The 22,155-nt window shown below is 67.9% G+C and carries 18 protein-coding genes; 12 read left to right on the top strand and 6 right to left on the bottom strand.

The annotated features are described in order from the left end of the window. Positions 1–42 precede the first annotated feature (42 nt). The 3 genes from WS64_RS22530 to WS64_RS22520 all read left to right on the top strand — a co-directional run bounded on the left by WS64_RS22530 (position 43) and on the right by WS64_RS22520 (position 4,529). Entirely contained in the window at positions 43–2,175 is a 2,133-nt protein-coding gene (locus tag WS64_RS22530) for a TonB-dependent copper receptor (protein WP_060967748.1), read from the top strand. A 221-nt stretch (positions 2,176–2,396) separates the two neighbouring features. Further along, the gene (locus WS64_RS22525) at positions 2,397–3,491 is read left to right on the top strand and encodes an esterase/lipase family protein (RefSeq protein ID WP_060311245.1); all 1,095 of its coding nucleotides are present in this window, start codon (positions 2,397–2,399) and stop codon (positions 3,489–3,491) included. Between the two features lie 3 nt (positions 3,492–3,494). Beyond that, the gene (locus tag WS64_RS22520; protein ID WP_060967747.1) at positions 3,495–4,529 is read left to right on the top strand and encodes a lipase secretion chaperone; all 1,035 of its coding nucleotides are present in this window, start codon (positions 3,495–3,497) and stop codon (positions 4,527–4,529) included. 27 nt (positions 4,530–4,556) lie between these two features. On the opposite strand, the gene WS64_RS22515 is transcribed toward WS64_RS22520, so the two are convergent. Continuing rightward, positions 4,557–6,077, bottom strand: coding sequence for a MocR-like pyridoxine biosynthesis transcription factor PdxR (locus tag WS64_RS22515; RefSeq protein WP_060967746.1), 1,521 nt, complete (start codon positions 6,075–6,077; stop codon positions 4,557–4,559). Positions 6,078–6,184: 107 nt separating this feature from the next. Here WS64_RS22515 and WS64_RS22510 point away from each other — a divergent pair, with 107 nt between their 5' ends. The 5 genes from WS64_RS22510 (at position 6,185) to WS64_RS22490 (ending at position 12,341) form a co-directional block, all read left to right on the top strand. Further along, on the top strand, positions 6,185–7,291 hold the full coding sequence (locus tag WS64_RS22510) for an ABC transporter ATP-binding protein (RefSeq protein ID WP_059582835.1): 1,107 nt from the start codon (positions 6,185–6,187) through the stop codon (positions 7,289–7,291). 76 nt (positions 7,292–7,367) lie between these two features. After that, on the top strand, positions 7,368–8,414 hold the full coding sequence (locus WS64_RS22505) for an ABC transporter substrate-binding protein (RefSeq protein WP_060967745.1): 1,047 nt from the start codon (positions 7,368–7,370) through the stop codon (positions 8,412–8,414). Positions 8,415–8,525: 111 nt separating this feature from the next. Next, positions 8,526–9,791 carry an ABC transporter permease gene (locus tag WS64_RS22500; protein WP_208606877.1) on the top strand — a complete coding sequence of 422 codons (1,266 nt, stop codon included), beginning with the start codon at positions 8,526–8,528 and terminating at the stop codon, positions 9,789–9,791. A gap of 37 nt (positions 9,792–9,828) precedes the next feature. Beyond that, positions 9,829–10,665, top strand: a complete 837-nt coding sequence (locus tag WS64_RS22495; protein ID WP_059583143.1) for an ABC transporter permease — start codon at positions 9,829–9,831, stop codon at positions 10,663–10,665. Positions 10,666–10,922: 257 nt separating this feature from the next. Then, positions 10,923–12,341 carry an MFS transporter gene (locus tag WS64_RS22490; protein WP_081103895.1) on the top strand — a complete coding sequence of 473 codons (1,419 nt, stop codon included), beginning with the start codon at positions 10,923–10,925 and terminating at the stop codon, positions 12,339–12,341. 64 nt (positions 12,342–12,405) lie between these two features. Here WS64_RS22490 and WS64_RS22485 read toward each other — a convergent pair whose 3' ends face one another. Beyond that, positions 12,406–14,139, bottom strand: coding sequence for a S53 family peptidase (locus tag WS64_RS22485; protein WP_060967743.1), 1,734 nt, complete (start codon positions 14,137–14,139; stop codon positions 12,406–12,408). A 412-nt stretch (positions 14,140–14,551) separates the two neighbouring features. On the opposite strand from WS64_RS22485, the gene WS64_RS34480 reads away from it, so the two are divergent. The 4 genes from WS64_RS34480 (at position 14,552) to WS64_RS22470 (ending at position 15,975) form a co-directional block, all read left to right on the top strand. Beyond that, positions 14,552–14,725, top strand: a complete 174-nt coding sequence (locus tag WS64_RS34480; RefSeq protein ID WP_155720465.1) for a hypothetical protein — start codon at positions 14,552–14,554, stop codon at positions 14,723–14,725. Positions 14,726–14,786: 61 nt separating this feature from the next. Continuing rightward, positions 14,787–15,110, top strand: a complete 324-nt coding sequence (locus tag WS64_RS22480; RefSeq protein WP_059582824.1) for an ArsR/SmtB family transcription factor — start codon at positions 14,787–14,789, stop codon at positions 15,108–15,110. Continuing rightward, positions 15,110–15,541 (top strand): SRPBCC family protein, encoded by a 432-nt coding sequence (locus WS64_RS22475; RefSeq protein WP_059582822.1) that lies wholly within the window; start codon positions 15,110–15,112, stop codon positions 15,539–15,541. Before WS64_RS22480 ends, WS64_RS22475 begins: the two co-directional genes overlap by 1 nt. Beyond that, the gene (locus WS64_RS22470; RefSeq protein ID WP_059582820.1) at positions 15,538–15,975 is read left to right on the top strand and encodes a DUF1801 domain-containing protein; all 438 of its coding nucleotides are present in this window, start codon (positions 15,538–15,540) and stop codon (positions 15,973–15,975) included. Before WS64_RS22475 ends, WS64_RS22470 begins: the two co-directional genes overlap by 4 nt. Positions 15,976–16,078: 103 nt before the next feature. On the opposite strand, the gene acnA is transcribed toward WS64_RS22470, so the two are convergent. The 4 genes from acnA to WS64_RS22450 all read right to left on the bottom strand — a co-directional run bounded on the left by acnA (position 16,079) and on the right by WS64_RS22450 (position 22,084). Then, positions 16,079–18,796, bottom strand: coding sequence for an aconitate hydratase AcnA (gene acnA, locus WS64_RS22465; protein WP_059582818.1), 2,718 nt, complete (start codon positions 18,794–18,796; stop codon positions 16,079–16,081). Positions 18,797–18,848: 52 nt separating this feature from the next. Beyond that, positions 18,849–20,300 carry a bifunctional 2-methylcitrate dehydratase/aconitate hydratase gene (locus tag WS64_RS22460; RefSeq protein ID WP_059639161.1) on the bottom strand — a complete coding sequence of 484 codons (1,452 nt, stop codon included), beginning with the start codon at positions 20,298–20,300 and terminating at the stop codon, positions 18,849–18,851. Positions 20,301–20,331: 31 nt separating this feature from the next. Beyond that, on the bottom strand, positions 20,332–20,847 hold the full coding sequence (locus tag WS64_RS22455) for a hypothetical protein (protein ID WP_059582813.1): 516 nt from the start codon (positions 20,845–20,847) through the stop codon (positions 20,332–20,334). A gap of 229 nt (positions 20,848–21,076) precedes the next feature. Continuing rightward, positions 21,077–22,084, bottom strand: coding sequence for an HpcH/HpaI aldolase/citrate lyase family protein (locus WS64_RS22450; RefSeq protein WP_060967742.1), 1,008 nt, complete (start codon positions 22,082–22,084; stop codon positions 21,077–21,079). Between the last annotated feature and the right edge of the window lie 71 nt (positions 22,085–22,155).

Here is a 22,155-nt window from a genome sequence, read left to right as displayed (position 1 = left end):
CCCGCCAAGGCCGCGTGGAGGGCGTCACTCGGGCTTTCGATCATGACCCATTCCCGGTTGCGTGCGCCGCAGGCGCCCCGCAATGCCTGTGCGCGGCCTCTGCCGCGCATGCTGAAATTTACCGTTCCCGCGCTGGCCGCCGGCGCGCTCGCCGCGAGCACCGCCGCGGCCGAAACCGTGCCTGCTGCCGGTGCGGCGACGGCCGACGCGGCCGCGCTGTTGCCGCCCGTCGAAGTCGTCGCGTCGCCGCTGTCGACGCCGCTCGTCGTCGTCACGGATCCGAAGGCGCCGCGCCAGCCGCTGCCCGCCAGCGACGGCGCCGATTACCTGAAGACGATCCCCGGCTTCACGTCGATCCGCAGCGGCGGCACGAACGGCGACCCCGTGCTGCGCGGGATGTTCGGATCGCGGCTGAACATCCTGGCGAACGGGATGCCGACGCTCGGCGCGTGCCCGAACCGGATGGATGCGCCGACGTCGTACATCGCACCGGAAAGCTATGACAAGGTCACCGTCGTGAAGGGGCCGCAGACCGTGCTGTACGGTCCGGGCGCGTCGGCCGGCACCGTGCTGTTCGAACGTGTGACACCGCGTTTCGAGCGCCCCGGCATGCGCTTCGACGGCAGCCTCGTCGGCGGGTCGTTCGGCCGCAACGACCAGAACGTCGACCTGAGCGCCGGCACGCCGGACGTCTATGGCCGCGTGACCGCGAACCACGCACATTCGCAGGACTACCACGACGGCAACGGCAACACCGTGCCGTCGCAGTGGGACAAGTGGAACGCCGATGCGGCGCTCGGCTGGACACCCGACGACCATACGCGCGTCGAGCTGACCGCCGGCACCGGCGACGGCTATGCGCGCTACGCCGGCCGCGGGATGGACGGCGCGCATTTCCGCCGCGAGACGTTCGGCCTGTCGTTCGACAAGCGGCATCTCGGCGACGTGCTCGACCGGATCGAGGCGCGCGTGTACTACAACGAAGCCGATCACGTGATGGACAACTACACGCTGCGGCAGCCCGACCCGACGAGCAGCATGCCGATGCGGATGGCCGCGGACGTGCGGCGCCGCACGGTCGGCGCGCGCGCGGCCGCGACGTTCCGCTTCGGCGACGACGTCAAGCTCGTCACGGGCGTCGATGCGCAATCGAACCGGCTCGATTCGCGTTCGTCGATGGGGCGGCAGAACTACCGCGACCAGCCGTGGAATGCGCAGGCGACGATGTGGAACGCGGGCGTGTTCGGCGAGCTGACCTGGTATGCGAGCGACGTGTCGCGCGTGATCGGCGGCGCGCGCGCCGACTATGCGAGCGCACGCGACAAGCGCGCGACGACGAGCGGCATGATGACGAGCAAGCCGAACCCGACTTTCGACGACGACCGGTCGACGGTGCTGCCGAGCGGCTTCGTGCGCTACGAGCGCGATCTCGCGTCGCTGCCCGTCACGTGGTACGCGGGGATCGGCCATGCGGAGCGTTATCCGGACTACTGGGAACTGTTTTCCGCGACGCGCGGGCCGGCCGGCTCGGTCAACGCATTCTCGGCGGTGCAGCCGGAGAAGACCACGCAGCTCGATATCGGCGCGCAATACAAGAGCGACCGGTTCGATGCGTGGGTGTCCGCGTATGCGGGTTACGTGCAGGACTTCATCCTGTTCAACTATGCAGCCGGCATGATGGGCGCGACCACGCAGGCCACGAACGTCAATGCGCAGATCATGGGCGGCGAAGCCGGCATGTCGTGGCGGCCGGTCGCGCCGCTGCGCGTCGAGACGTCGCTCGCGTATGCGTGGGGGCGCAACGTGGCGAGCGGCGATCCGCTGCCGCAGATGCCGCCGCTCGAGGCGCGCATCGGGCTTGAATACACGCGCGGCGCATGGTCGGCGGGCGGCCTGTGGCGCATCGTTGCGCCGCAGCATCGCTATGCGCTGAACGCGGGCAACGTGGTCGGCAAGGACTTCGGCCCGAGCGCAGGATTCGGCGTGCTGTCGCTGCATACGCAGTACAACGTCAGCAAGACCGTGCAGATCTCGGTCGGCGTCGACAACGTGCTGAACAAGGCCTACACCGAGCATTTGAACCTCGCCGGCAACGCGGGCTTCGGCTATCCGGCGAATGCGCCGGTGATGGAGCCGGGGCGTACCGCGTGGGTGCGCGTGAGCGCGAAGCTGTAGCGAGCCACGCGTGTGTGCGTCGCAGCATGCGCGTGCCTGGGCGCCGCACCGCCCGAACGGGCGGCGCGCGTCAACCGATTAGAGAACCGTATCTAGTCGGGGCGCAAACGTTCGCGAGTCGTGCTTCACTCCCGCATTCGACACACGCGGCGCGCGCGATGCGGCGTGCGTGTCGATCCGGTGTCATTCGCACCGGCAGCACAATAACCAGGAGAACATGCATGGCCAAATCGATGCGTTCCAGGGTAATGGCAGGGGCAGTGGCATGCGCGATGAGCGTCGCGCCGTTCGCGGGGACGACCGCACTGACGACGCTCGCGACGACGCATACGGCGATGGCGGCAACCGCGCCCGCCGACGACTATGCGACGACGCGCTATCCGATCATTCTCGTGCACGGGCTGACCGGCACCGACAAGTATGCGGGCGTACTCGACTACTGGTACGGTATCCAGGAAGACCTGCAGCAGCATGGCGCGACCGTCTACGTCGCGAACGTGTCGGGCTTCCAGAGCGACGACGGCCCGAACGGGCGCGGCGAGCAGCTGCTGGCCTACGTGAAGACGGTGCTCGCCGCGACCGGCGCGACCAAGGTCAATCTCGTCGGTCACAGCCAGGGCGGGCTGACGTCGCGCTATGTCGCGGCCGTCGCGCCCGATCTCGTCGCGTCGGTGACGACGATCGGCACGCCGCATCGCGGCTCCGAGTTCGCCGACTTCGTGCAGGGCGTGCTCGCGTACGATCCGACCGGGTTGTCGTCGACGGTGATCGCCGCGTTCGTCAATGTGTTCGGGATCCTGACGAGCAGCAGCCACAACACGAACCAGGACGCTCTCGCCGCACTGAAGACGCTGACGACCGCGCAGGCGGCCACCTACAACCAGAACTATCCGAGCGCGGGCCTCGGCGCGCCCGGCAGTTGCCAGACCGGCGCGCCGACGGAAACCGTCGGCGGCAACACGCATCTGCTGTATTCGTGGGCCGGCACGGCGATCCAGCCGACGCTTTCCGTGCTCGGCGTGACGGGGGCGACGGACACGAGCACCATTCCGGTCGTCGATCCGGCGAACGCGCTCGACGTGTCGACGCCCGCGCTGTACGGCACGGGCACGGTGATGATCAATCGCGGCTCGGGCCCGAACGACGGGCTCGTGTCGAAGTGCAGCGCGCTGTATGGCCAGGTGCTGAGCACGAGCTACAAGTGGAACCATGTCGACGAGATCAACCAGCTGCTCGGCGTGCGCGGCGCGTATGCGGAAGATCCGGTCGCGGTGATCCGCACGCATGCGAACCGATTGAAGCTCGCGGGCGTGTGATCGATGGCGGCACGTGAAGGGCGCGCGCCGCTCGCGCGGCGCGCTGCGATCTATGGTGTCGTGGGGCTGGCGGCGATTGCCGGCGTCGCGATGTGGAGCGGTGCGGGATCGCATCGAGGCACGGGCGCGACGAGTGATGCGCAGGATGCGGCCGCGGTCGGGGGCGTGGCGACCGCCGCACCGCAGGCCGCCGCGCCGGCGAGGGCGGGCCTGCCGCCGTCGCTCGCCGGCTCCAGCGCGCCGCGGTTGCCGCTCGATGCAGGCGGCCATCTCGCGAAATCGCGCGCGGTGCGCGATTTCTTCGACTATTGTCTGACCGCGCGGAGCGACCTGAGCGCGGCCGCGCTCGACGCGTTCGTCGTCCGCGAAATCGCCGCGCAGCTCGACGGCACGGTCGCGCAGGCCGAGGCGCTCGACGTGTGGCACCGGTATCGCGCGTATCTCGACGCGCTCGCCAAATTGCCCGATGCCGGCGCGGTCGACAAGTCCGACCCGGGTGCGTTGCAACTCGCGCTCGACCAGCGCGCGTCGCTTGCGTACCGCACGCTCGGCGACTGGAGCCAGCCGTTTTTCGGCGCGGAGCAGTGGCGGCAGCGCTACGACCTCGCACGATTGAAGATCGTTCAGGATCGCTCACTGACGGACGAGCAGAAGGCCGAGCGGCTCGCGGCGCTCGAACAGCAGATGCCGGCCGACGAACGTGCGGCGCGGCAGCGGGTGGACCGGCAGCGCGCCGCGATCGACCAGATCGCGCAATTGCAGAGGAGCGGCGCGACGCCCGACGCGATGCGCGCGCAACTGACGCAGACCCTCGGCCCCGAGGCGGCCGCGCGCGTCGCGCAGATGCAGCAGGACGACGCGTCGTGGCAGAGCCGTTACGCGGACTACGCGGCGCAGCGTGTGCAGATCGAGTCGGCCGGCCTGTCGCCGCAGGATCGCGACGCGCAGATCGCCGCGCTGCGGCAGCGGGTGTTTACGAAGCCCGGCGAGGCCGTGCGTGCGGCATCGCTCGATCGTGGAGCGGGAAGCGCGCATTGATCCGCGCGCCGCCGCGCGCGGCGGGCGTCATGCCGCGCGCGGGATGTTGCGTGGCAGATGTTGCTCGATGGCACGGGCGAGCGTGTCGAACGCGGGCCGGATGCCTTCGTGCGGGACGCATGCATAGCCGAGCAGCAAACCCTGCCGCGCGGTGTCGGCATTGCTGTAGTAGCTGGTGAGCGGGCGCACGATCACGCCGGCGTCGAATGCACTCTGCGTGACCGTGCGATCGTCGCACGCATCGGGCAGGCCGAGCACCAGGTGCAGGCCGGCCTCGTCGCCCATCACGGGCAGCGCGTCGCCGAAGCGCGCGCGGATCGCGTCGATCATCAGTTGCCGCCGCTCGCCGTACAGCGTGCGCATGCGTCTGACGTGCGACGTGAGGTGGCCGTCCATGATGAATTCGGCCAGCACGGCCTGCTGCATCAGCTGGCCTTCGCGGTACAACTCCGACAGCCCCGTGCGGAAGGTGTCGACCAGATGCTCGGGCACGACCATGTAGCCCATCCGCAGCCCCGGAAACAGCATCTTGCCGAGACTGCCGACGTAGATTACGCGGCCGCCGTCGTCGAGCCCCTGCAGCGACGCGAGCGGGCGGCTGCCGTAGCGGAATTCGCTGTCGTAGTCGTCCTCGATGATCCAGCAGCGGTGCTGGCGCGCATATTCGAGCAGCATGCGGCGCCGCGCGAGGCTCATCACCATCCCGAGCGGGTACTGGTGCGACGGCGTGACGAGCACGAGCCGCGGCGGATGCTGCATGTCGCTCGCGCGCGGGTCGAGCCCTTCCTGGTCGACTGGCACCGGCGCGAGCGTGAGGCCGGCCGCCTGCAGGACGCTGCGCACGCCCCAGTAGCACGGCTCCTCGACCCACGCGCGATCGCCGATGTCGGACAGCAGCCGCACCGCGAGATCGATCGACTGATGGATGCCGGTCGTGATGATCACCTGGTCCGGCGAGCATTTGACCGAGCGCGCGACGCGCAGGTAATCGGCGAGCGCGCGCCGCAGCGGGCGGTAGCCGCCGCCCGGCGCATAGGTCAGCAGCTCCGGATTGGCCTCCTTCCACAGCCGTGCCTGCAGGCGGCTCCACGTGCGGCTCGGGAATTCCGACACGTCCGGCACGCCCGGCATGAAGGCGCCCCACTGGCGCCGCGAGACGCCCGCATGCTCGACCAGTTGCCGCCCGCGCATCGACAGGCTGCCCTGCGCGTCGGGCGGCGGGAGTTCGCCGGCCGTTGACGGCGGCGCGGCGCCCGGTACGCGGATCGCGGCGGCGTCCGGCCGCGTGTCGGCCACGTAGGTGCCGCTGCCGGTGGTCGTCAGCACGTAGCCTTCGGCGGTCAGCTGGTCGTACACGTGCAGCACGGTATTGCGCGCGATCGACAGGTCGCCCGCGAGCGTGCGCGAACTCGGGAGCTTCGTCCCTGGCCCCAATTCCCCGGTCAGGATGGCCTGCTGCATCAGTTGCAGCAGTTGCCGGTACATCGGCTCGGACGAGCTGCGGTCCAGACGGGCGGACAGCCAGTCGGCGAGGATCACGGTATCCAAAGTGGTCCTACTAGGAATATTGAAATGGTTCCCTAGTATAGAACCGTGCGGGCCGTATAGTGGCTCGCATCTCAAAATCAATTGGCGCGGAACCAGGGGACAGCACGATGAAGTCCGATGATGTAATCGTCAGCTTTCGCGGCGTGCGGAAGACCTACGACGGCGAGACGCTGGTCGTCAAATCGCTCGACCTCGACATCCACCGAGGGGAATTCCTGACGCTGCTCGGGCCGTCCGGCTCGGGCAAGACCACCTGCCTGATGATGCTGGCGGGCTTCGAGTTCCCGACGGGCGGCGAAATCCGCCTCGACGGCGAGCTGCTGAACAACGTGCCGCCGCACAAGCGCAACATCGGCATGGTGTTCCAGAACTACGCGCTGTTTCCGCACCTGACGGTCGAGCAGAACGTCGCGTATCCGCTGACGGTACGCAAGCTGCCGGCCGGCGAGCGTGCGGAGCGCGTCGCGCATGCGCTGAAGATGGTGCAGATGGAGCGCTTCGCGAAACGCTACCCGGCGCAACTGTCGGGCGGCCAGCAGCAGCGCATCGCGCTGGCGCGCGCGCTCGTGTTCGAGCCGAAGCTGGTGCTGATGGACGAGCCGCTCGGCGCGCTCGACAAGCAGTTGCGCGAACACATGCAGTACGAACTGAAGGCGCTGCACGAAAAGCTCGGCGTGACCTTCGTGTACGTGACGCACGACCAGGGCGAGGCGCTGACGATGTCCGATCGCGTCGCCGTGTTCGACAAGGGCATCGTGCAGCAGCTGGACACGGTCGACCGCCTGTACGAATCGCCGTGCAACGAATTCGTCGCGAACTTCATCGGCGACAGCAACCGGCTGCGCGGCACCATCGCGCGCGTCGACGGCGAATTCTGCGAGTTCCGGCTCGACGACGGCACGAAGCTCGTCGGCCGCCATATCGGCGAGGCCGCCGAGGGCGCGGCGGCCGTCGCGTGCATCCGCCCCGAACGCATGAGCCTCGCCAACGGCCTCGCGAACGGTCACCAGAACGGCGCCGCCGCCAACCGCGTGACCGGCGAGGCGCGCAGCCTCATCTATTTCGGCGATCACGTGCGCATGCGCTGCGCGCTGCCGGGCCAGGACGAATGCTTCGTGAAGGTGCCGCTCGGCACCGGCGCGCTCGACGCGTTCTCGCCCGGCGCACCCGTCTCGCTTGCGTTCTCGCCCGAACACCTGCGCGTGTTCGCGTGAGCATGGCTCACCCGGTTTTCCGTAGCACGTCGTCAACAACAAAGCCCACTTCCACCACGAGAGGAGAGGAACCATCATGAAACGAGCAAGCTTTACCGCGCGCCGCACGGCGCTCGCGCTGGCGCTGGTCGCGTTCGGCGCATCGGCCGCCGCGGCCGAACTCACGGTCGTCAACTTCGGCGGCGCGAACGGCGACGCGCAGAAGGTCGCGTTCAACCAGCCGTTCGAGAAGGCGACCGGCAACAAGGTCACGGCCGTCGAATACAACGGCGAGCAGGCGAAGGTGAAGGCGATGGTCGAGGCCAAGCACGTCAACTGGGACGTGGTCGAAGTCGAATCGGGCGACCTGAACCGCGGCTGCGACGAAGGGTTGTACGAGAAGCTCGACTGGTCGAAGATCGCGAAGAAATCCGACCTGATTCCGGAAGCGCCGCAGGTGTGCGGCGTCGGCTTCTTCGTATGGTCGACCGCGCTGTCGTACAACGCGGACAAGCTGAAGACCGCGCCGACCGGCTGGGCCGATTTCTGGAACGTGAAGAAATTCCCCGGCAAGCGCGGGATGCGCAAGGGCGCGCGCTACAACCTCGAATTCGCGCTGATGGCCGACGGCGTCGCGACGAAGGACGTCTACAAGGTGCTCGGCACGAAGGCCGGCCAGGATCGCGCGTTCAAGAAGCTCGACGAGCTGAAGCCGTACATCCAGTGGTGGGAAGCGGGCGCGCAGCCGCCGCAGTTCCTGGTGGCCGGCGACGTCGTGATGTCGACCGCGTACAACGGCCGCATCGACGCCGCGCAGAAGGAAGGCAAGAACCTGAAGGTCGTGTGGAACGGCAGCATCTACGACCTCGACTACTGGGCGATTCCGAAGGGTTCGCCGAACAAGGCGCTCGCCGAGCAGTACATCGCGTACACGCTCACGCCGAAGCCGCAGCAGGCGTATGCACAGCACATCGCGTACGGCCCGACGAACGTCGCGGCGATCAAGTCGCTCGACGCGAAGACGCTCGCGAACCTGCCGAACTCGCCGGCCAACGGCAAGAACGCGGTACTGGAGGACATCGGCTTCTGGACCGACCACAGCGACGAGCTCGAACAGCGCTTCGCCGCGTGGGCCACGAAGTAACCGGTCGGGCATCCTGAAGGATGCCGTGATGCAACCGGCCGCGCGACGCGTCGAACCCGTCGCGCGGCCTTCCGCCGGAACGTGCCCGGCCGGAGAGAACCGTTGAATACGATCACGATCGCGCCTTCCTCGCCGTCGACCGCCGCGCTCAAGCGCGAGCTGAAGGCCGCCGAGGCGCGCAAGCGCACGATGGCGCTGCTGCTGGTCGCGCCGCTCGCGATTTTCCTGCTGCTGATCTTCGTCGTGCCGATCGGCACGCTGCTCACGCGCGCGGTGCAGAACCCGGAAATCGCGACCGCGTTGCCGAACACGGTCGCCGCGTTGTCGGGCTGGGATCGCAAGACGCCACCGGCGGACGCCGCGTATGTCGCGCTCGCGGCCGACATGACGAAGGTGGCCGACAGCGAGGCGATGGGCGCGCTCGCGCGGCGCCTGAACACCGAGATCCCCGGTTATCGCTCGCTCGTCGCGAAGACGGCGCGCGCGATGCCGCTCAAGGGCGACGGTAACGGGGGCGACGCGGCGCTGACGCCCGCGCAGACGCGCGCGAAATTCATCGATCTCGATGCGCGCTGGGGCGAGCTCGCGTACTGGCAGGCGATCGCGAAGAACGGCAGCCAGGTGTCGCCGTTCTATCTGCTCGCCGCGCTCGACCACAAGCAGGACGGCTTCGGCCATATCGTGCAGGCCGATCCCGACCAGTCGATCTACCTCGCGATCTTCGGGCGCACGTTCGTGATCGGCATCGCCGTCACGCTGTTCGCGCTGCTGCTCGGCTATCCGCTCGCGTACTGGATCTCGACGCTGTCGGAACGGCGCGCGAACCTCGTGATGATCCTCGTGCTGATTCCGTTCTGGACGTCGGTGCTGGTGCGCGTGGCCGCATGGATCGTGCTGCTGCAGAGCGAAGGGCTCATCAACACGGCGCTGATCGGCAGCGGGCTGATCTCGCATCCGCTCACGCTGCTGTTCAACCGCGTCGGCGTGTACATCTCGATGACGCACATCCTGCTGCCGTTCATGATCCTGCCGCTCTACAGCGTGATGAAGTCGATTCCGCCGACCTACCAGCGCGCGGCCGTGTCGCTCGGCAGCCATCCGTTCGCCGCGTTCTGGCGCGTGTACGTGCCGCAGACGTATCCGGGCGTCGGCGCGGGCGCGCTGCTCGTGTTCATCCTCGCGATCGGCTACTACATCACGCCCGCGCTGCTCGGCGGGCCGAACGACCAGATGGTCAGCTACTACGTCGCGTACTTCACGAACGTGACGATCAACTGGGGCATGGCGTGTGCGCTCGGCGGGCTGCTGCTCGCGGCGACGCTCGTGCTGTATGCGGTGTACGGGCGCTTCACGCGCTCGAACGTGAGCCTCGGCTGAGCGCCGGGCACAGGAAAACGGGAAAGGGATGCCGACCATGAAACTCGCCAGGCCGCTGTTCGCGCCGCACATGTCGTTCGTCGAGCGCGCGTGGTACGTCGCGTTGCGCGTGCTCGTCGTGCTGACGCTGCTGTACCTGATCCTGCCGGTGCTCGCGATCGTGCCGCTGTCGTTCTCGTCGAGCACGTTCCTCGTGTATCCGATTCCAGGCTTTTCCACGCGCTGGTACGAGAACCTGATCGCGTCGGACGAGTGGCGGATGGCCGCGAAGAACAGTTTCATCGTCGCGCCGTCGGCGACCGTCGTCGCGACCGTGCTCGGCACGCTCGCGGCCATCGGCCTGACGAAGGCCGACTTCCGCGGCAAGGCGTTGCTGATGGCCGTGCTGCTGTCGCCGATGATCGTGCCCGTCGTCGTGGTCGGCGTCGGCATGTACCTGTTCTTCGCGCCGCTCGGGCTCGCGAATACCTACACGGGGCTGATCGCCGCGCACGCGGCGCTCGGCGTGCCGTTCGTCGTGACGACGGTGGCCGCGACGCTGCAGGGCTTCAACCAGAATCTCGTGCGCGCGAGCCTGTCGCTCGGCGCGAACCCGGTGTCGACCTTCTTCCGCGTGACGCTGCCGGTGATCGCACCGGGCGTGATGTCGGGCGCGCTGTTCGCGTTCGCGACGTCGTTCGACGAAGTGGTCGTCACGCTGTTTCTCGCGGGCGCGGACCAGACGACGCTGCCGCGCCAGATGTTCACGGGCATTCGCGAGAACATCAGCCCGACGATCGCCGCGCTCGCGACGATCCTGATCATCTTCTCGACGAGTTTGCTGCTCGCGCTCGAATGGCTGCGCGGCCGCAATGCGCGGCGTGCGGTGTCGTAAATGGCGGCGGCCGGCCGCGTGCCGTCCGGCGGGGCCGCGAGTGCGCCGGTCGTTGCGTCTGCATCGGTGCCGCGCGCCCGCCGCGGCGCGCCGAATCTTTCGTTTCGCTGACTGACGAAGCGGCCTCCTGCACGATCGATGCGGCTCTGCAACAATACGGCTCGCGGTGCCGCGCGTTCCCGTGCTGCTGCACGGAGCGTTCGGCGCCGCGCCGCTCAATCCGCGACGCCGCGCGTCGCTCGTCAGCCGAGCCCATCTTGTCCGAATTCGCTTCCCCCGCCGGCACGCACGAGCCGGCCGTCAATTGGCGCGCGATGTCCGCCGTGCTGCTGGCCGTCGCGCTCGCGACGCTCGACACCGCGATCGCGAACACCGCGCTGCCCGCGATCGCCGCCGACCTGCACGCGTCGCCGGCCGCGTCCGTGTGGATCATCAACGCGTACCAGCTCGCGATGGTCGCGACGCTGCTGCCGTTCGCGTCGCTCGGCGACATCGTCGGCCACAAGCGCGTGTATGTCGCCGGGCTGGCGGTGTTCACGCTGGCGTCGCTCGGTTGTTCGCTCGCGGCGACGCTGCCGATGCTGACCGCCGCGCGCATCGTGCAGGGCTTCGGCGCGAGCGCGATCATGAGCGTGAACGTCGCGCTGATCCGCGGCCTGTTTCCCGCGCACCGGCTCGGGCGCGGCGTCGGCTTCAACGCGCTCGTCGTCGGCGTGTCGTTCGCGGTGGGGCCGACGATCGCGTCGCTGATTCTCTCGGTGGCCGCATGGCCGTGGCTGTTCGCGGTGAACGTGCCGCTCGGCGTGTTCGCGCTCGCCGTGGCGATCCCGTCGCTGCCGCGGACGGCGCGCGGCAAGCATGTATTCGATCCGGTCGCCGCGCTGTTCAACGTGATCACGTTCGCATCGCTGATCTTCGCGCTCGGCGAATTCGCGCAGCGCGGGCCGCGCTCCGTCGTGTGCGCGGCGGCCGCGGTGGCGTTCGCGTTCGGCTGGCTGCTGATCCGCCGCCAGGCCGGGCACCCGGCGCCGATGCTGCCGGTCGACCTGTTCCGCCGGCCCGTGTTCACGCTGTCCGCGCTGACCGCCGTGTGCGCGTTCGCCGCGCAGGGGCTTGCGTTCGTGTCGCTGCCGTTCTATTTCGAAACCGTCCTGCATCGCAGCGCGGTCGAAACGGGCTTCCTGATGACGCCGTGGTCGGCGGTCGTCGCGCTCGCCGCGCCGATCGCGGGGCGGCTGTCGGATCGTTATCCGCCGGGGCTGCTCGGCGCGATCGGCCTCGCGTTGCTGAGTGCGGGGATGGTGTCGCTCGCCGCGCTGCCGGTGTCGCCGGGCGTCGTCGACATCGGCTGGCGGATGATGCTGTGCGGCGCGGGCTTCGGCTTCTTCCAGTCGCCGAACCTGAAGGCGCTGATGTCGAGTGCGCCGCCCGAACGCAGCGGCGGTGCGAGCGGGATCATCGCGACCGCACGGCTGATCGGGCAGGCGACGGGCGCGGCGCTGGTTGCGCTGTCGTTCGGGATCGCGGGCCGCCACGGGCCGACGCTTGCGTTGATGCTCGGTGCGGGGTTCGCAGGCGCGGCGAGCGTCGCGAGCGGGCTGCGGCTGTTCGCGCCGTCGCATCGGGCCGGCGCGCCGGTCGTGTCGGAGCGCGTGAAGGAGCCGGCGGCGGAGTAGCGCGCGGCACGGTCACCGCCGGCGCGCGGCAAGCCATCGCCGCGCGCCGGCTTTCATGCATCGCTCAGAACCCGCCCGACTTGATCAACTGGTTGAGGTTCGCGATGTTCAGGCTGCCGAAGCCGGTCGTCAGATCCCAGCCGGTGCCGGCCTTGTAGCCATACCCCTGATAGCCGTTGTTCCCGGACACGACGTCATAGCGCACGAGCGACGGATGCGACGGAATGTCCGCATAGAAGTTGCCGGCCGGGAAGCCGAGGCCCGTGCCGTTCGCCGCGAGCAGCCGCGCCCAGAAGCCCGTGAAGATCGGTGCGGCGAGACTCGTGCCGCCGATCTGCTGCAACTGGCCGTAGTTGTAGATGTACGCGCCCGTGCTTTGCGCGGCATCGAACGCGACGTCCGGCAACCGGCGATTGCTGCCCGATTGCCACGACGGCGCGGGCAGGATCGAGCTGACGCCGCCGCCCGTTGCCCACAGCTTGCCGTTCGAATCGAGCCCTTCGTTCCACACGGTCTCGTTCGAGAACGCACCGGCCGACGTCGTGTACAGCGTCGTGCCGCCGATCGCGAGCACGTGCGGCGACGAAGCCGGCCACGACACCGTGTAGTTCGAGCCGTCCGGATAGCCGCGGTTGTTGCACTCGTACACGCCTTCGTCGCCCGACGATACCGAGAACGTCTGGCCTTGCGCGGCTGCCGTCGTGAAGATCTGTTCCTCGGCGTCGAGCGTGCCGTCCGCGTCCGCATCGGTTTCGCACCAGCCGAGCGAGACGTTGATCACCTTCGCGGTGTTGTCCGACACCGCGCGGTTGAACGCCTGCGTGAGGCCGGTGTTGCCGGCGGCGTTCAGATCGGCCATGTAGAACACCAGCTTGCCGACCTGGCCGCCGGCCGAGCCGACGATCGACTGGCTGTCGAGATCCCATTCGCCCTGGCCGTCCTGGTCGTCGGCGTAGCTGCCGCCCGTGCCGTTGGTCTTGACGGTCTGCGTGGAGACCGTGCCGTAGCCGTTGCTCGACGTGAACTGCTTCAGGTCCTGCAGCGTCTGCGACACGCCGCCGATCGTGATGATGCCGACGGTCACGCCGGCGGCGGTCGGCACGCCGGTCGCGTTGTAGAGGCCCGGGAATTCCTTCGGATAGTGGCCCGTCGCCGTGCCGGCGGCGAGCGCCTGCGGCTTCGCGACGTTGCCGATGCGCAGCATCGGCCGCGCCCGTGCGACGCTTTGCAGCCCGAGCACCGAGCCGACGACGTCGCCGAGTGCGCGCGGCACCTGCGCGGTCGACGTGTTCGCGAAACCCGAGCGGCCCGCGTACTGGAAGTGCACGAGCGACGTGTTGAAGGCCGTCTTCACCGTGCCGGCCGTACCGCTGGCGGAGACCAGCAGGCGGTTCGGCGCAACCTCGACATTCGTGAAGCCGCTCTTGTGCAGATAGTCGACGACCGACTTCACCTGCGCATCGGTCGGCGCGTAGTTCGCGAGGAACTGCTCGTGCGTCAGGTACTGGCGGTAATGCGCGCTGCCGGGCCGGTTCACGTCGCGCGCCAGCTGCTTGAGCTGCGCGGCGTTGCGCAGCTTCAGGCTGACGACGACGTTGGTCGTCTCGCCGGCCGCGAGTTCGAGCGACGGCGCCGCACTGCGCGCCATCAACTGCGGGCCGGTCAGAAAGGCTTTCGTATGGGTATCGACCCAATCCGTCGCCGCATGCGCCGCAGCGGCGGCGAACACGAGCGGAGCCACGCACGCCAGGCGGCGGGGCGACGGAAGGGGAAGGGCAAACCAGGCGTTCCTTTTCATCGGGAGTCCTTTTTTAGGAGAGGCGACGTTACTGGAACCCCCGGCCCTTGTGGGGCCGCGAGCGGTGACGAGCGTAGGGCGTCGATGCCGTTCGGGTAGCTGCCAGTTTCCATAGCTGTCAGTTCTGACAACCGGGCGCATGACGGGCACGCGCGGCGTCGTACGCGACGGCGATGGTGGGCCCGGCGAGCGGACCGGTTTGCGGTACGACGGCGCGGCAACGCGCGTCGCTCGCACACACGAGCCGTCCGTTGCAGCATCGGAATGTGCGCGGTCTCGGAAGGGCGCGCCGCATGGATGCATGGCGCGTGCGTGTCAATGGCTGCGCGCCGTATCGCACTATGTGGTCATTGGAAGCGACTCGTCAGGAACGGATTCGCGCATGCACAACGACGGGGCCGGTGGAGCCGGGATGTTTCCCGAACTGTGGAACAGCACGCCGGGCAGTCTTGCAGGCGGCTTTCGGATCGCGTGGCGCGATTGCGGATTAGAGGAGAGTCTCGAATTCGACGAAGGCCGCGCGCCGGCGCGACCGAGCGATGCGTGCGCCGAATCGAACGGCGCCGTTCGCGAAATCCCGCCTTGACTCGAGCCGATCAGCGGATATGCTTCAATCCATAACCACGCAGTTATGAATTGTGACCGATATGCAGAATGCACACGACACGCTTTTCCGGACACTCGCCGATCCGACGCGCCGCGCGCTTTTCGAACGGCTGTGCGCGGAGGGCGAGCTGACGGTTGCCGCGCTCACGGCCGATGCGGGCGTGTCGCAGCCGGCCGTGTCGAAGCACCTTGGCGTACTGAAGCAGGCCGGACTCGTGAACGACCGTCACGAAGGCCGGCAGACGCACTACAGCGCGCAGCCGCAGGCGCTGGCCCCGTTGATCGACTGGACGAGCCAGATGGCGGGCTTCTGGCGGAGCCGGTTCGATGCCCTTGAAGATCTGCTCAAAAGGATGGATCAGTAATGAACCAAGCCACTACCGAAACGCGCTCCGTCGTCGTCGACCGGGAGCTGCCGCATCCGCCGGAGAAGATCTGGCGCGCGCTCACCCAACCGCACCTGATCGAGGCGTGGCTGATGAAGAGCGACTTCGAGCCCGTCGCGGGCCGGGCGTTCAGCTTCCGGGCGGACTGGGGCTCGGTCGACTGCACGGTCCTCACGATCGAGCCGCACCGCGCGCTGTCCTATACGTGGGCGGCCCACGGCCTCGAAAGCGTCGTGACGTGGACGCTCACGCCGACGCCGGCCGGCACGCGCCTGCGCATGGAGCAGGTCGGCTTCCGGCCCGATCAGGAGCAGGCGTATCGCGGTGCGCAGTACGGCTGGGTACGGTTCCTCGACGCGCTCGAACAGGTGCTGGCGCGCCCCGACGCGCAAACGGAGGCCCGCGCATGAGTACGCGTGCCAACGAGCTGCAACCGTCCGAGCGCATCGACGCGCTGATCGCCGGCATCGCCGACTGGCGCGGCGAGACGCTCGCCGACCTGCGCCAGACGATTCTCGATGCGCAAGCGGGCATCGTCGAGGAATGGAAGTGGATGGGCAGCCCCGTGTGGTCGTGCGACGGGATGATCGCGGTCGCGAACGCGCACAAGGGCAAGGTGAAGCTGACGTTCATGCACGGCGCGCACCTGCCCGATCCCGACGGGCTGTTCAATGCGGGCCTCGAAGGGAACGCGCGTCGCGCGATCGATTTTGTCGAAGGCGACGAGATCGACAAGCGGGCCTTGAAGCACCTCGTGCGTGCGGCAATCGAATACAACCGCATGCATTTGAAGAAGAACGCGCGAGGGGCGGCCGCGAAGGCGCGCGGCGACAAGGCGGCGTAAGGCCGCATCGAGCACCGGCGAAAAAAAGCCCGACACGAGGTCGGGCATCCAAATCGGCCGCAACCGCCCGCGAGGCGGCTGCGGCACCTGCAACAGGCAGCGCTTACGCTGCGAGCAGCGAGCGCAGCACGAACGGCAGGATCCCGCCGTGCTTGTAGTAGTCGACTTCGATCGGCGTATCGATGCGCAGCAGCACCGGCACGCGCTGCGTTTCGCCGTTCTTGCGATGGATCACGAGCGTGACGTCCTGCTGCGGCTTGAAGTCGTCGCCGAGGCCTTCGATGTCGTACGTCTCTTCGCCGGTGATGCCGAGCGACTGGACGCTGTCCGCGCCCTTGAACTGCAGCGGCAGCACGCCCATGCCGACCAGGTTCGAGCGGTGGATGCGCTCGAAGCTGCGTGCGATCACGGCCTTCACGCCGAGCAACTGCGTACCCTTCGCGGCCCAGTCGCGCGACGAGCCCGTGCCGTACTCCTCGCCCGCGAACACGACGGTCGGCGTGCCGGCGGCCACGTACCGCATCGCCGCGTCGTAGATCGACTGCTGTTCGCCGCTCGGCTGGTGGATCGTCAGGCCGCCTTCGACGCGCGTGCCGTCCGGCTTCGCCGGGATCATCAGGTTCTTGATCCGGACGTTCGCGAACGTGCCGCGCATCATCACGTCGTGGTTGCCGCGGCGCGAGCCGTAGCTGTTGAAGTCGGCCTTCTGCACGCCGTTTTCCTTCAGCCACTTGCCGGCCGGCGAATCTTCCTTGATCGAGCCTGCCGGGCTGATGTGGTCGGTCGTGACCGAATCGCCGAAGATGCCCAGCGCGCGCGCGCCCTTGACGGTCGGGATCGACGCGGCCGGCTCCATCGAGAAGTCGTTGCCGAAGAACGGCGGCTCGGCGATGTACGTCGATTTCGGCCAGTCGTAGACCTCGCCCGTTTCGCCCTCGATCTTGCTCCAGAGGTCGCCCTTCTTGGTCAGCTTCGAGTAGTTGTCCTCGAACTTCTTCGGATCGAGCGCGAACTTGAGCAGCGCGTGGATCTCGTCGCTCGTCGGCCAGATGTCGCCGAGGTAGATGTCGCGGCCGCCCTTGCCCTTGCCGACCGGCTCGGTCATCAGGTCGCGCGTGATGTTGCCGGCGATCGCGTACGCGACGACGAGCGGCGGCGACGCGAGGAAGTTCGCGCGGATGTTCGGGTGGATGCGCGCTTCGAAGTTACGGTTGCCCGACAGCACGGCCGCCGCGACGATGTCGTTCTTCGTGATCGCTTCGTTCAGCTCCGGCGTCAGGTCGCCCGCGTTGCCGATACAGGTCGTGCAGCCGTACGCCGCGACTTCGAAGCCGAGCTTCGACAGGTAGGGCAGCAGGCCCGTCTTCGTCAGGTACTCGGTGACGATGCGCGATCCCGGCGCGAGCGAGGTCTTGATCTTCGGATCGACCGTGAGGCCGGCCTCGACCGCCTTCTTCGCGAGCAGGCCCGCCGCCAGCAGCACGCTCGGGTTCGACGTGTTCGTGCACGACGTGATCGCGGCGATCAGCACGTCGCCGTTCTTCACGTCGACGCCGTTGCTCGTCGTGTACTGCGTGTTCAGGTCTTCCGCCTTCTTCGCGAAGCCGTTTTCCGCGACCGGCTTCGAGAACAGGTCGGTGAACGTCGACTTCACGTGGCCGATCTCGATGCGGTCCTGCGGGCGCTTCGGGCCCGCCAGCGACGGCGCGACCGTCGCGAGGTCGAGCGTCACCGTCTTCGTGTAGTCGATGTCGCCGGCCTTCGGAATGCCGAACAGATTCTGCGCCTTGAAGTAGTTTTCGAACGCGGCGATTTCGGCCTTCGTGCGGCCCGTGCCTTCGAAGTACTCGATCGTCTTTTCGTCGACCGGGAAGAAGCCCATCGTCGCGCCGTATTCCGGCGCCATGTTGCCGATCGTCGCGCGGTCCGGCAGCGACAGCGAGCGCGTACCTTCGCCGAAGAATTCGACGAACTTGCCGACGACCTTCTCCTTGCGCAGCATTTCGGTGATCGTCAGCACGAGGTCGGTGGCCGTCACGCCTTCGCGCAGCTTGCCCTTCAGCTCGACGCCGACGACGTCCGGCGTCAGGAAGTACACCGGCTGGCCGAGCATGCCGGCTTCCGCCTCGATGCCGCCCACGCCCCAGCCGACCACGCCGATGCCGTTGATCATCGTCGTGTGGCTGTCCGTGCCGACGAGGGTGTCCGGGTAGTACACGGTGTCGGCGCCGTCCGTCTTCTTGTGGACGCCGCGCGCGAGGTATTCGAGGTTCACCTGGTGGACGATGCCCACGCCCGGCGGCACGACCTTGAACGTGTCGAACGCCTGCATGCCCCACTTCATGAACTGGTAGCGCTCGTTGTTGCGCTGGAATTCCAGCTTCATGTTCAGGTCGAGCGCGTCCTTCTGACGGAAGTAGTCGATCTGGACCGAGTGGTCGACGACGAGATCGACCGGGACCAGCGGCTCGATCTTCTTCGGGTTCTTGCCCGTGCGCTCGGCGACGCCGCGCATGGCCGCGATGTCGGCGAGCAGCGGCACGCCCGTGAAATCCTGCAGCACGACGCGCGACACGACGAACGGAATCTCGTCGACGCGCTTCGCGGTCGGCTTCCAGTTCGCGAGCTGCTCGATGTGCTCTTCGGTGATTTTCTTGCCGTCGTAGTTGCGCAGCACGGACTCGAGCACGATGCGGATCGACACCGGCAGGCGTTCGATCTTCGTCTTCAGTTCCTTGCCGAGCTGCGGCAGCGAGTAGAACTTGCCTTTGCCGGAACCGCTGTCGAATTCCTTGAGGGTCTTGTGGAGATTGTGGGCCATGGTGATTTTCCTGGGTTTGAGGCTAGGAAACAAAGAGTCCTGTATCTGACGGCTAGATCATATACAGATCGACGTACTCATCGACCGGCATCGCTTCGAGCTTTGCCTGGTCCAGCGACACGTCGAGAATCGCTTGTTGCTGCTTGGCCGGAAAGCGGCGGGCGAGGTTGGTCCTGAACTTCTCGACCAGCAGCGGGATGCCGTCCGCACGGCGCCGCCGATGGCCGAGCGGGTATTCGACCGCCACTTCGGCAAGCTTCGATCCGTCCGTGAACTCGATCGTCAGCGCATTCGCGATCGATCGCTTGTCCGGATCGTGATAATCCTTCGTGAACTGCGGATCCTCGACGCACACGGTCTTCGCGCGCAGCGCGTCGATGCGCGGGTCCGCCGCGGCCGAGTCTTCGTAGTCGGCCGCCGTCAGCCGGCCGAACAGCAGCGGCACGGCGACCATGTACTGGATGCAGTGGTCGCGATCGGCCGGATTGGCGAGCGGGCCCTGCTTGTCGATGATGCGGATCGCGGCCGCATGTGTGCGGATCGTGATCCGGCCGATCTCGTCGGTCGTGCGGCCCGCCGCGGCGAGCCGTGCGTGCAGCAGCAGCGCGGCCTCGGCGGCCGTCTGCGCATGGAATTCGGCGGGGAACGCGATCTTGAACAGCACGTTTTCCATCACGTACGTGCCGTACGGGCGCTGGAAGCGGAACGGCTTGCCGTCGAACAGCACGTCGTAGAAGCCCCAGGTCTTCGCGGTGAGCGCCGACGGATAGCCCATTTCACCCGTTTTCGCGATCAGCGCGAGGCGCACCGCGCGGGACGTGGCGTCGCCGGCCGCCCAGGATTTGCGCGAACCGGTGTTCGGCGCATGGCGGTAGGTACGCAGCGCGTGGCCGTCGACGAACGCGTTGGACACCGCGTTGATCAGCTCGTCGCGCGTGAGCCCGAGGAGGCGCCCGACGACGGCCGTCGATGCGACCTTCACGAGCAGCACGTGGTCGAGCCCGACCGCGTTGAACGAATTCTCGAGGGCGAGGCAGCCCTGGATCTCGTGGGCCTGGATCATCGCGACCAGCACGTCGCGCATCGCGAGCGGCTTGCGGCCGGCCGCGCGGGCCGTGCGGGAGAGCCAGTCGGCCGTCGCCAGGATCCCGCCGAGGTTGTCGGACGGATGACCCCATTCGGCGGCGAGCCAGGTGTCGTTGAAGTCCAGCCAGCGGATCATCGCGCCGATGCCGAACGCGGCCTGGACGGGATCGAGCTGGAAGGACGTGCCGGGCACCTTCGCGCCGTTCGGCACGATCGTGCCGGGCACGACGGGGCCGAGCAGCTTGGTGCAGGCAGGGTAGGACAGCGCCTCGAGTCCGCATCCGAGCGTGTCGATCAGGCAATGACGCGCCGTCTCCAGCGCGAGCGCGCTGTCGATGCCGGTGTTCAGCACGTAGTCGACGATGTCGACGAGTACCGTATCCGGAGCAGGGCGGACGTTGGAGACCGGGGCGGACATCGAGGGGCCGAGAGCGGAAAAACGCGCGCGCTTAGTTCGTTGCCGGCTTCAGTTCGTTCGCCTGCGTCGGCGCTGCGCCGCCTTGCGCCATTTCCGGCGTCACGCATTCGTCCGCGAGGCGCTCGCCGCCGTTCGCGTCGGAGAACAGCATCGCCTTGGTCGGGATCACGACCAGCTTGAAGCCTGCTGCCGGATCGTAGAACGTGTCGGCGCCCGTCGTCGTGGTCTGGCGCGGCAGCTTGTAGTTCTTCTTCGCCCAGTGAACCGTGACGACCTGGTCGCGCTTCATGTCGCCGGCGAGATCGAACGACAGACCTTCCTTGCAGGACCACTTGACCGCGCCTTCCGGCACCGGATCGACCTTGGCGGCCGCGCGCGCCTGCGCCTTCTTGCTGCGCGGGATGATGCGCTTGGCCGGCGCCGGGCGCTTGGCCGCTGCCTTTTTCGCGGTCGTGGTGGCCGTACCCTGGGCAAACGCGCTCGGAGCCGACACCAGCATCGTGGCGGACAAGGCGCCGATGGCGGTAGCGATCAGGAGTTTCTTCATGGAGTCAGAACCTTTCGATAATCAGTTGACAAGGGCCGGCAATCGACACTGCCGGCCGGTTTGAAACTGCACGCGCCCCGAAAGCGCGCAGCGGCCGCTATTTTCACCTATTTGGCCGCGCATATATCAGGTTTTCGGGCTCCGTTACGTTTTTTGTCGTTTCGCAAACGTCTGCCGGCTCGCGTGCCGGCGGATGCATGCAACGCGTGACTCGGCCGGCGGTGCGCACTCAATGCGCGACGCCCGCGGCGGCCGGGCCGAACAGCGGCGCGGCCTCGGACGGTACGGGCTGGCCGGTGGCCCGCGCACGGCGCAGCACCGACCAGTAATAACGATAACTCGCGCGATCGTGCAGCGTATCGCCGTGGCGCGTCGGGCCCCAGTCGGCGGCCTGCGCGGCCAGCAGGATCTCGGCGGCCAGCGCGACTTCGTCGGTGCGCGGGGCGAACGCGTCGACGATCGGGCGGATCTGCGCGGGGTGAATGCTCCACATCCGCGTGAAGGCGAATTCGTCGCGCGCGCGTCGCGCGTCGCCGGCGACCACGCTCATGTCGCGCACCTCGGTCGTCACGTTGTGCGACGGCGTCTTGCCGTGTGCGTGACAGGCCGCGGCGATTTCCAGCTTCGCGCGGCGCACGAGCGGGTGATCGAACTGGCCGGGCGAGCGCATCGCGGAGTCGGGGATCGCGCCGTGGTGCGCGGAGACGAAATCCATCAGCCCGAAGCTCAGCGTGCCGACCGTCGGCAGCGCGGCGAGGGCGGCTGCCTGCGCGAGCGCGCCGTGCGTCTCGACCAGCACGTCGACAGGGATCGGTTGCGCGATGCCGAGCTCGCGGCGCGTGCCTTCGATGAACGCGGTCATTTCGGCCGCATCGGCGGCGTTCGCGATCTTCGGCAGCGTGATGTAGGCCGGTACGCGCGCCGCGCGCAGCACGATGCGCACGTCGTCGCGCCAGTGCGGGTGGGAAAAGTCGTGGATGCGCACGCCGACGCGGCCGAAGCGGTTCTCGGCGCTGCCGAGCAGGTCGGCCACGAGCGCCGCGTGCGCGGCTTCCTGGCCGACGGCCGCGCCGTCCTCGCAGTCGAGCGTGAGGTCGAACACGGGACCCAGCTCGGCCTGCAGCGCGAGCGACTTGCGCATCAGCTTCTCGCTGCCCGCGTAGTGATCGCAGCAGGGCAGGATCGCGGGCGGGGACGCCCCGTCGTAGAGCACTTGTGCAGGAGTGAGCGCGGCCATCTCTTCTACGTCAGGGAAGCGGGTCAACGTGGAGAAAATCGGATTCGGGCAGGTTCTGGGCCGGCGAGAGG

The organism is Burkholderia anthina (assembly GCF_001547525.1).
GTDB lineage: Bacteria > Pseudomonadota > Gammaproteobacteria > Burkholderiales > Burkholderiaceae > Burkholderia > Burkholderia semiarida.
This window is presented reverse-complemented; position numbering and strand designations above follow the sequence as displayed.

What these genes read in the sequence shown, in the direction of transcription:
- WS64_RS22530 (WP_060967748.1), top strand. Translation starts at nt 43, where the DNA reads ATGACCCATTCCCGGTTGCGTGCGCCGCAGGCGCCCCGCAATGCCTGT.
- WS64_RS22525 (WP_060311245.1), top strand. Translation starts at nt 2,397, where the DNA reads ATGGCCAAATCGATGCGTTCCAGGGTAATGGCAGGGGCAGTGGCATGC.
- WS64_RS22520 (WP_060967747.1), top strand. Translation starts at nt 3,495, where the DNA reads ATGGCGGCACGTGAAGGGCGCGCGCCGCTCGCGCGGCGCGCTGCGATC.
- WS64_RS22510 (WP_059582835.1), top strand. Translation starts at nt 6,185, where the DNA reads ATGAAGTCCGATGATGTAATCGTCAGCTTTCGCGGCGTGCGGAAGACC.
- WS64_RS22505 (WP_060967745.1), top strand. Translation starts at nt 7,368, where the DNA reads ATGAAACGAGCAAGCTTTACCGCGCGCCGCACGGCGCTCGCGCTGGCG.
- WS64_RS22495 (WP_059583143.1), top strand. Translation starts at nt 9,829, where the DNA reads ATGAAACTCGCCAGGCCGCTGTTCGCGCCGCACATGTCGTTCGTCGAG.
- WS64_RS22485 (WP_060967743.1), bottom strand. Translation starts at nt 14,139, where the DNA reads ATGAAAAGGAACGCCTGGTTTGCCCTTCCCCTTCCGTCGCCCCGCCGC.
- WS64_RS34480 (WP_155720465.1), top strand. Translation starts at nt 14,552, where the DNA reads ATGTTTCCCGAACTGTGGAACAGCACGCCGGGCAGTCTTGCAGGCGGC.
- WS64_RS22480 (WP_059582824.1), top strand. Translation starts at nt 14,787, where the DNA reads ATGCAGAATGCACACGACACGCTTTTCCGGACACTCGCCGATCCGACG.
- WS64_RS22475 (WP_059582822.1), top strand. Translation starts at nt 15,110, where the DNA reads ATGAACCAAGCCACTACCGAAACGCGCTCCGTCGTCGTCGACCGGGAG.
- WS64_RS22470 (WP_059582820.1), top strand. Translation starts at nt 15,538, where the DNA reads ATGAGTACGCGTGCCAACGAGCTGCAACCGTCCGAGCGCATCGACGCG.
- acnA (WP_059582818.1), bottom strand. Translation starts at nt 18,796, where the DNA reads ATGGCCCACAATCTCCACAAGACCCTCAAGGAATTCGACAGCGGTTCC.
- WS64_RS22460 (WP_059639161.1), bottom strand. Translation starts at nt 20,300, where the DNA reads ATGTCCGCCCCGGTCTCCAACGTCCGCCCTGCTCCGGATACGGTACTC.
- WS64_RS22455 (WP_059582813.1), bottom strand. Translation starts at nt 20,847, where the DNA reads ATGAAGAAACTCCTGATCGCTACCGCCATCGGCGCCTTGTCCGCCACG.
- WS64_RS22450 (WP_060967742.1), bottom strand. Translation starts at nt 22,084, where the DNA reads ATGGCCGCGCTCACTCCTGCACAAGTGCTCTACGACGGGGCGTCCCCG.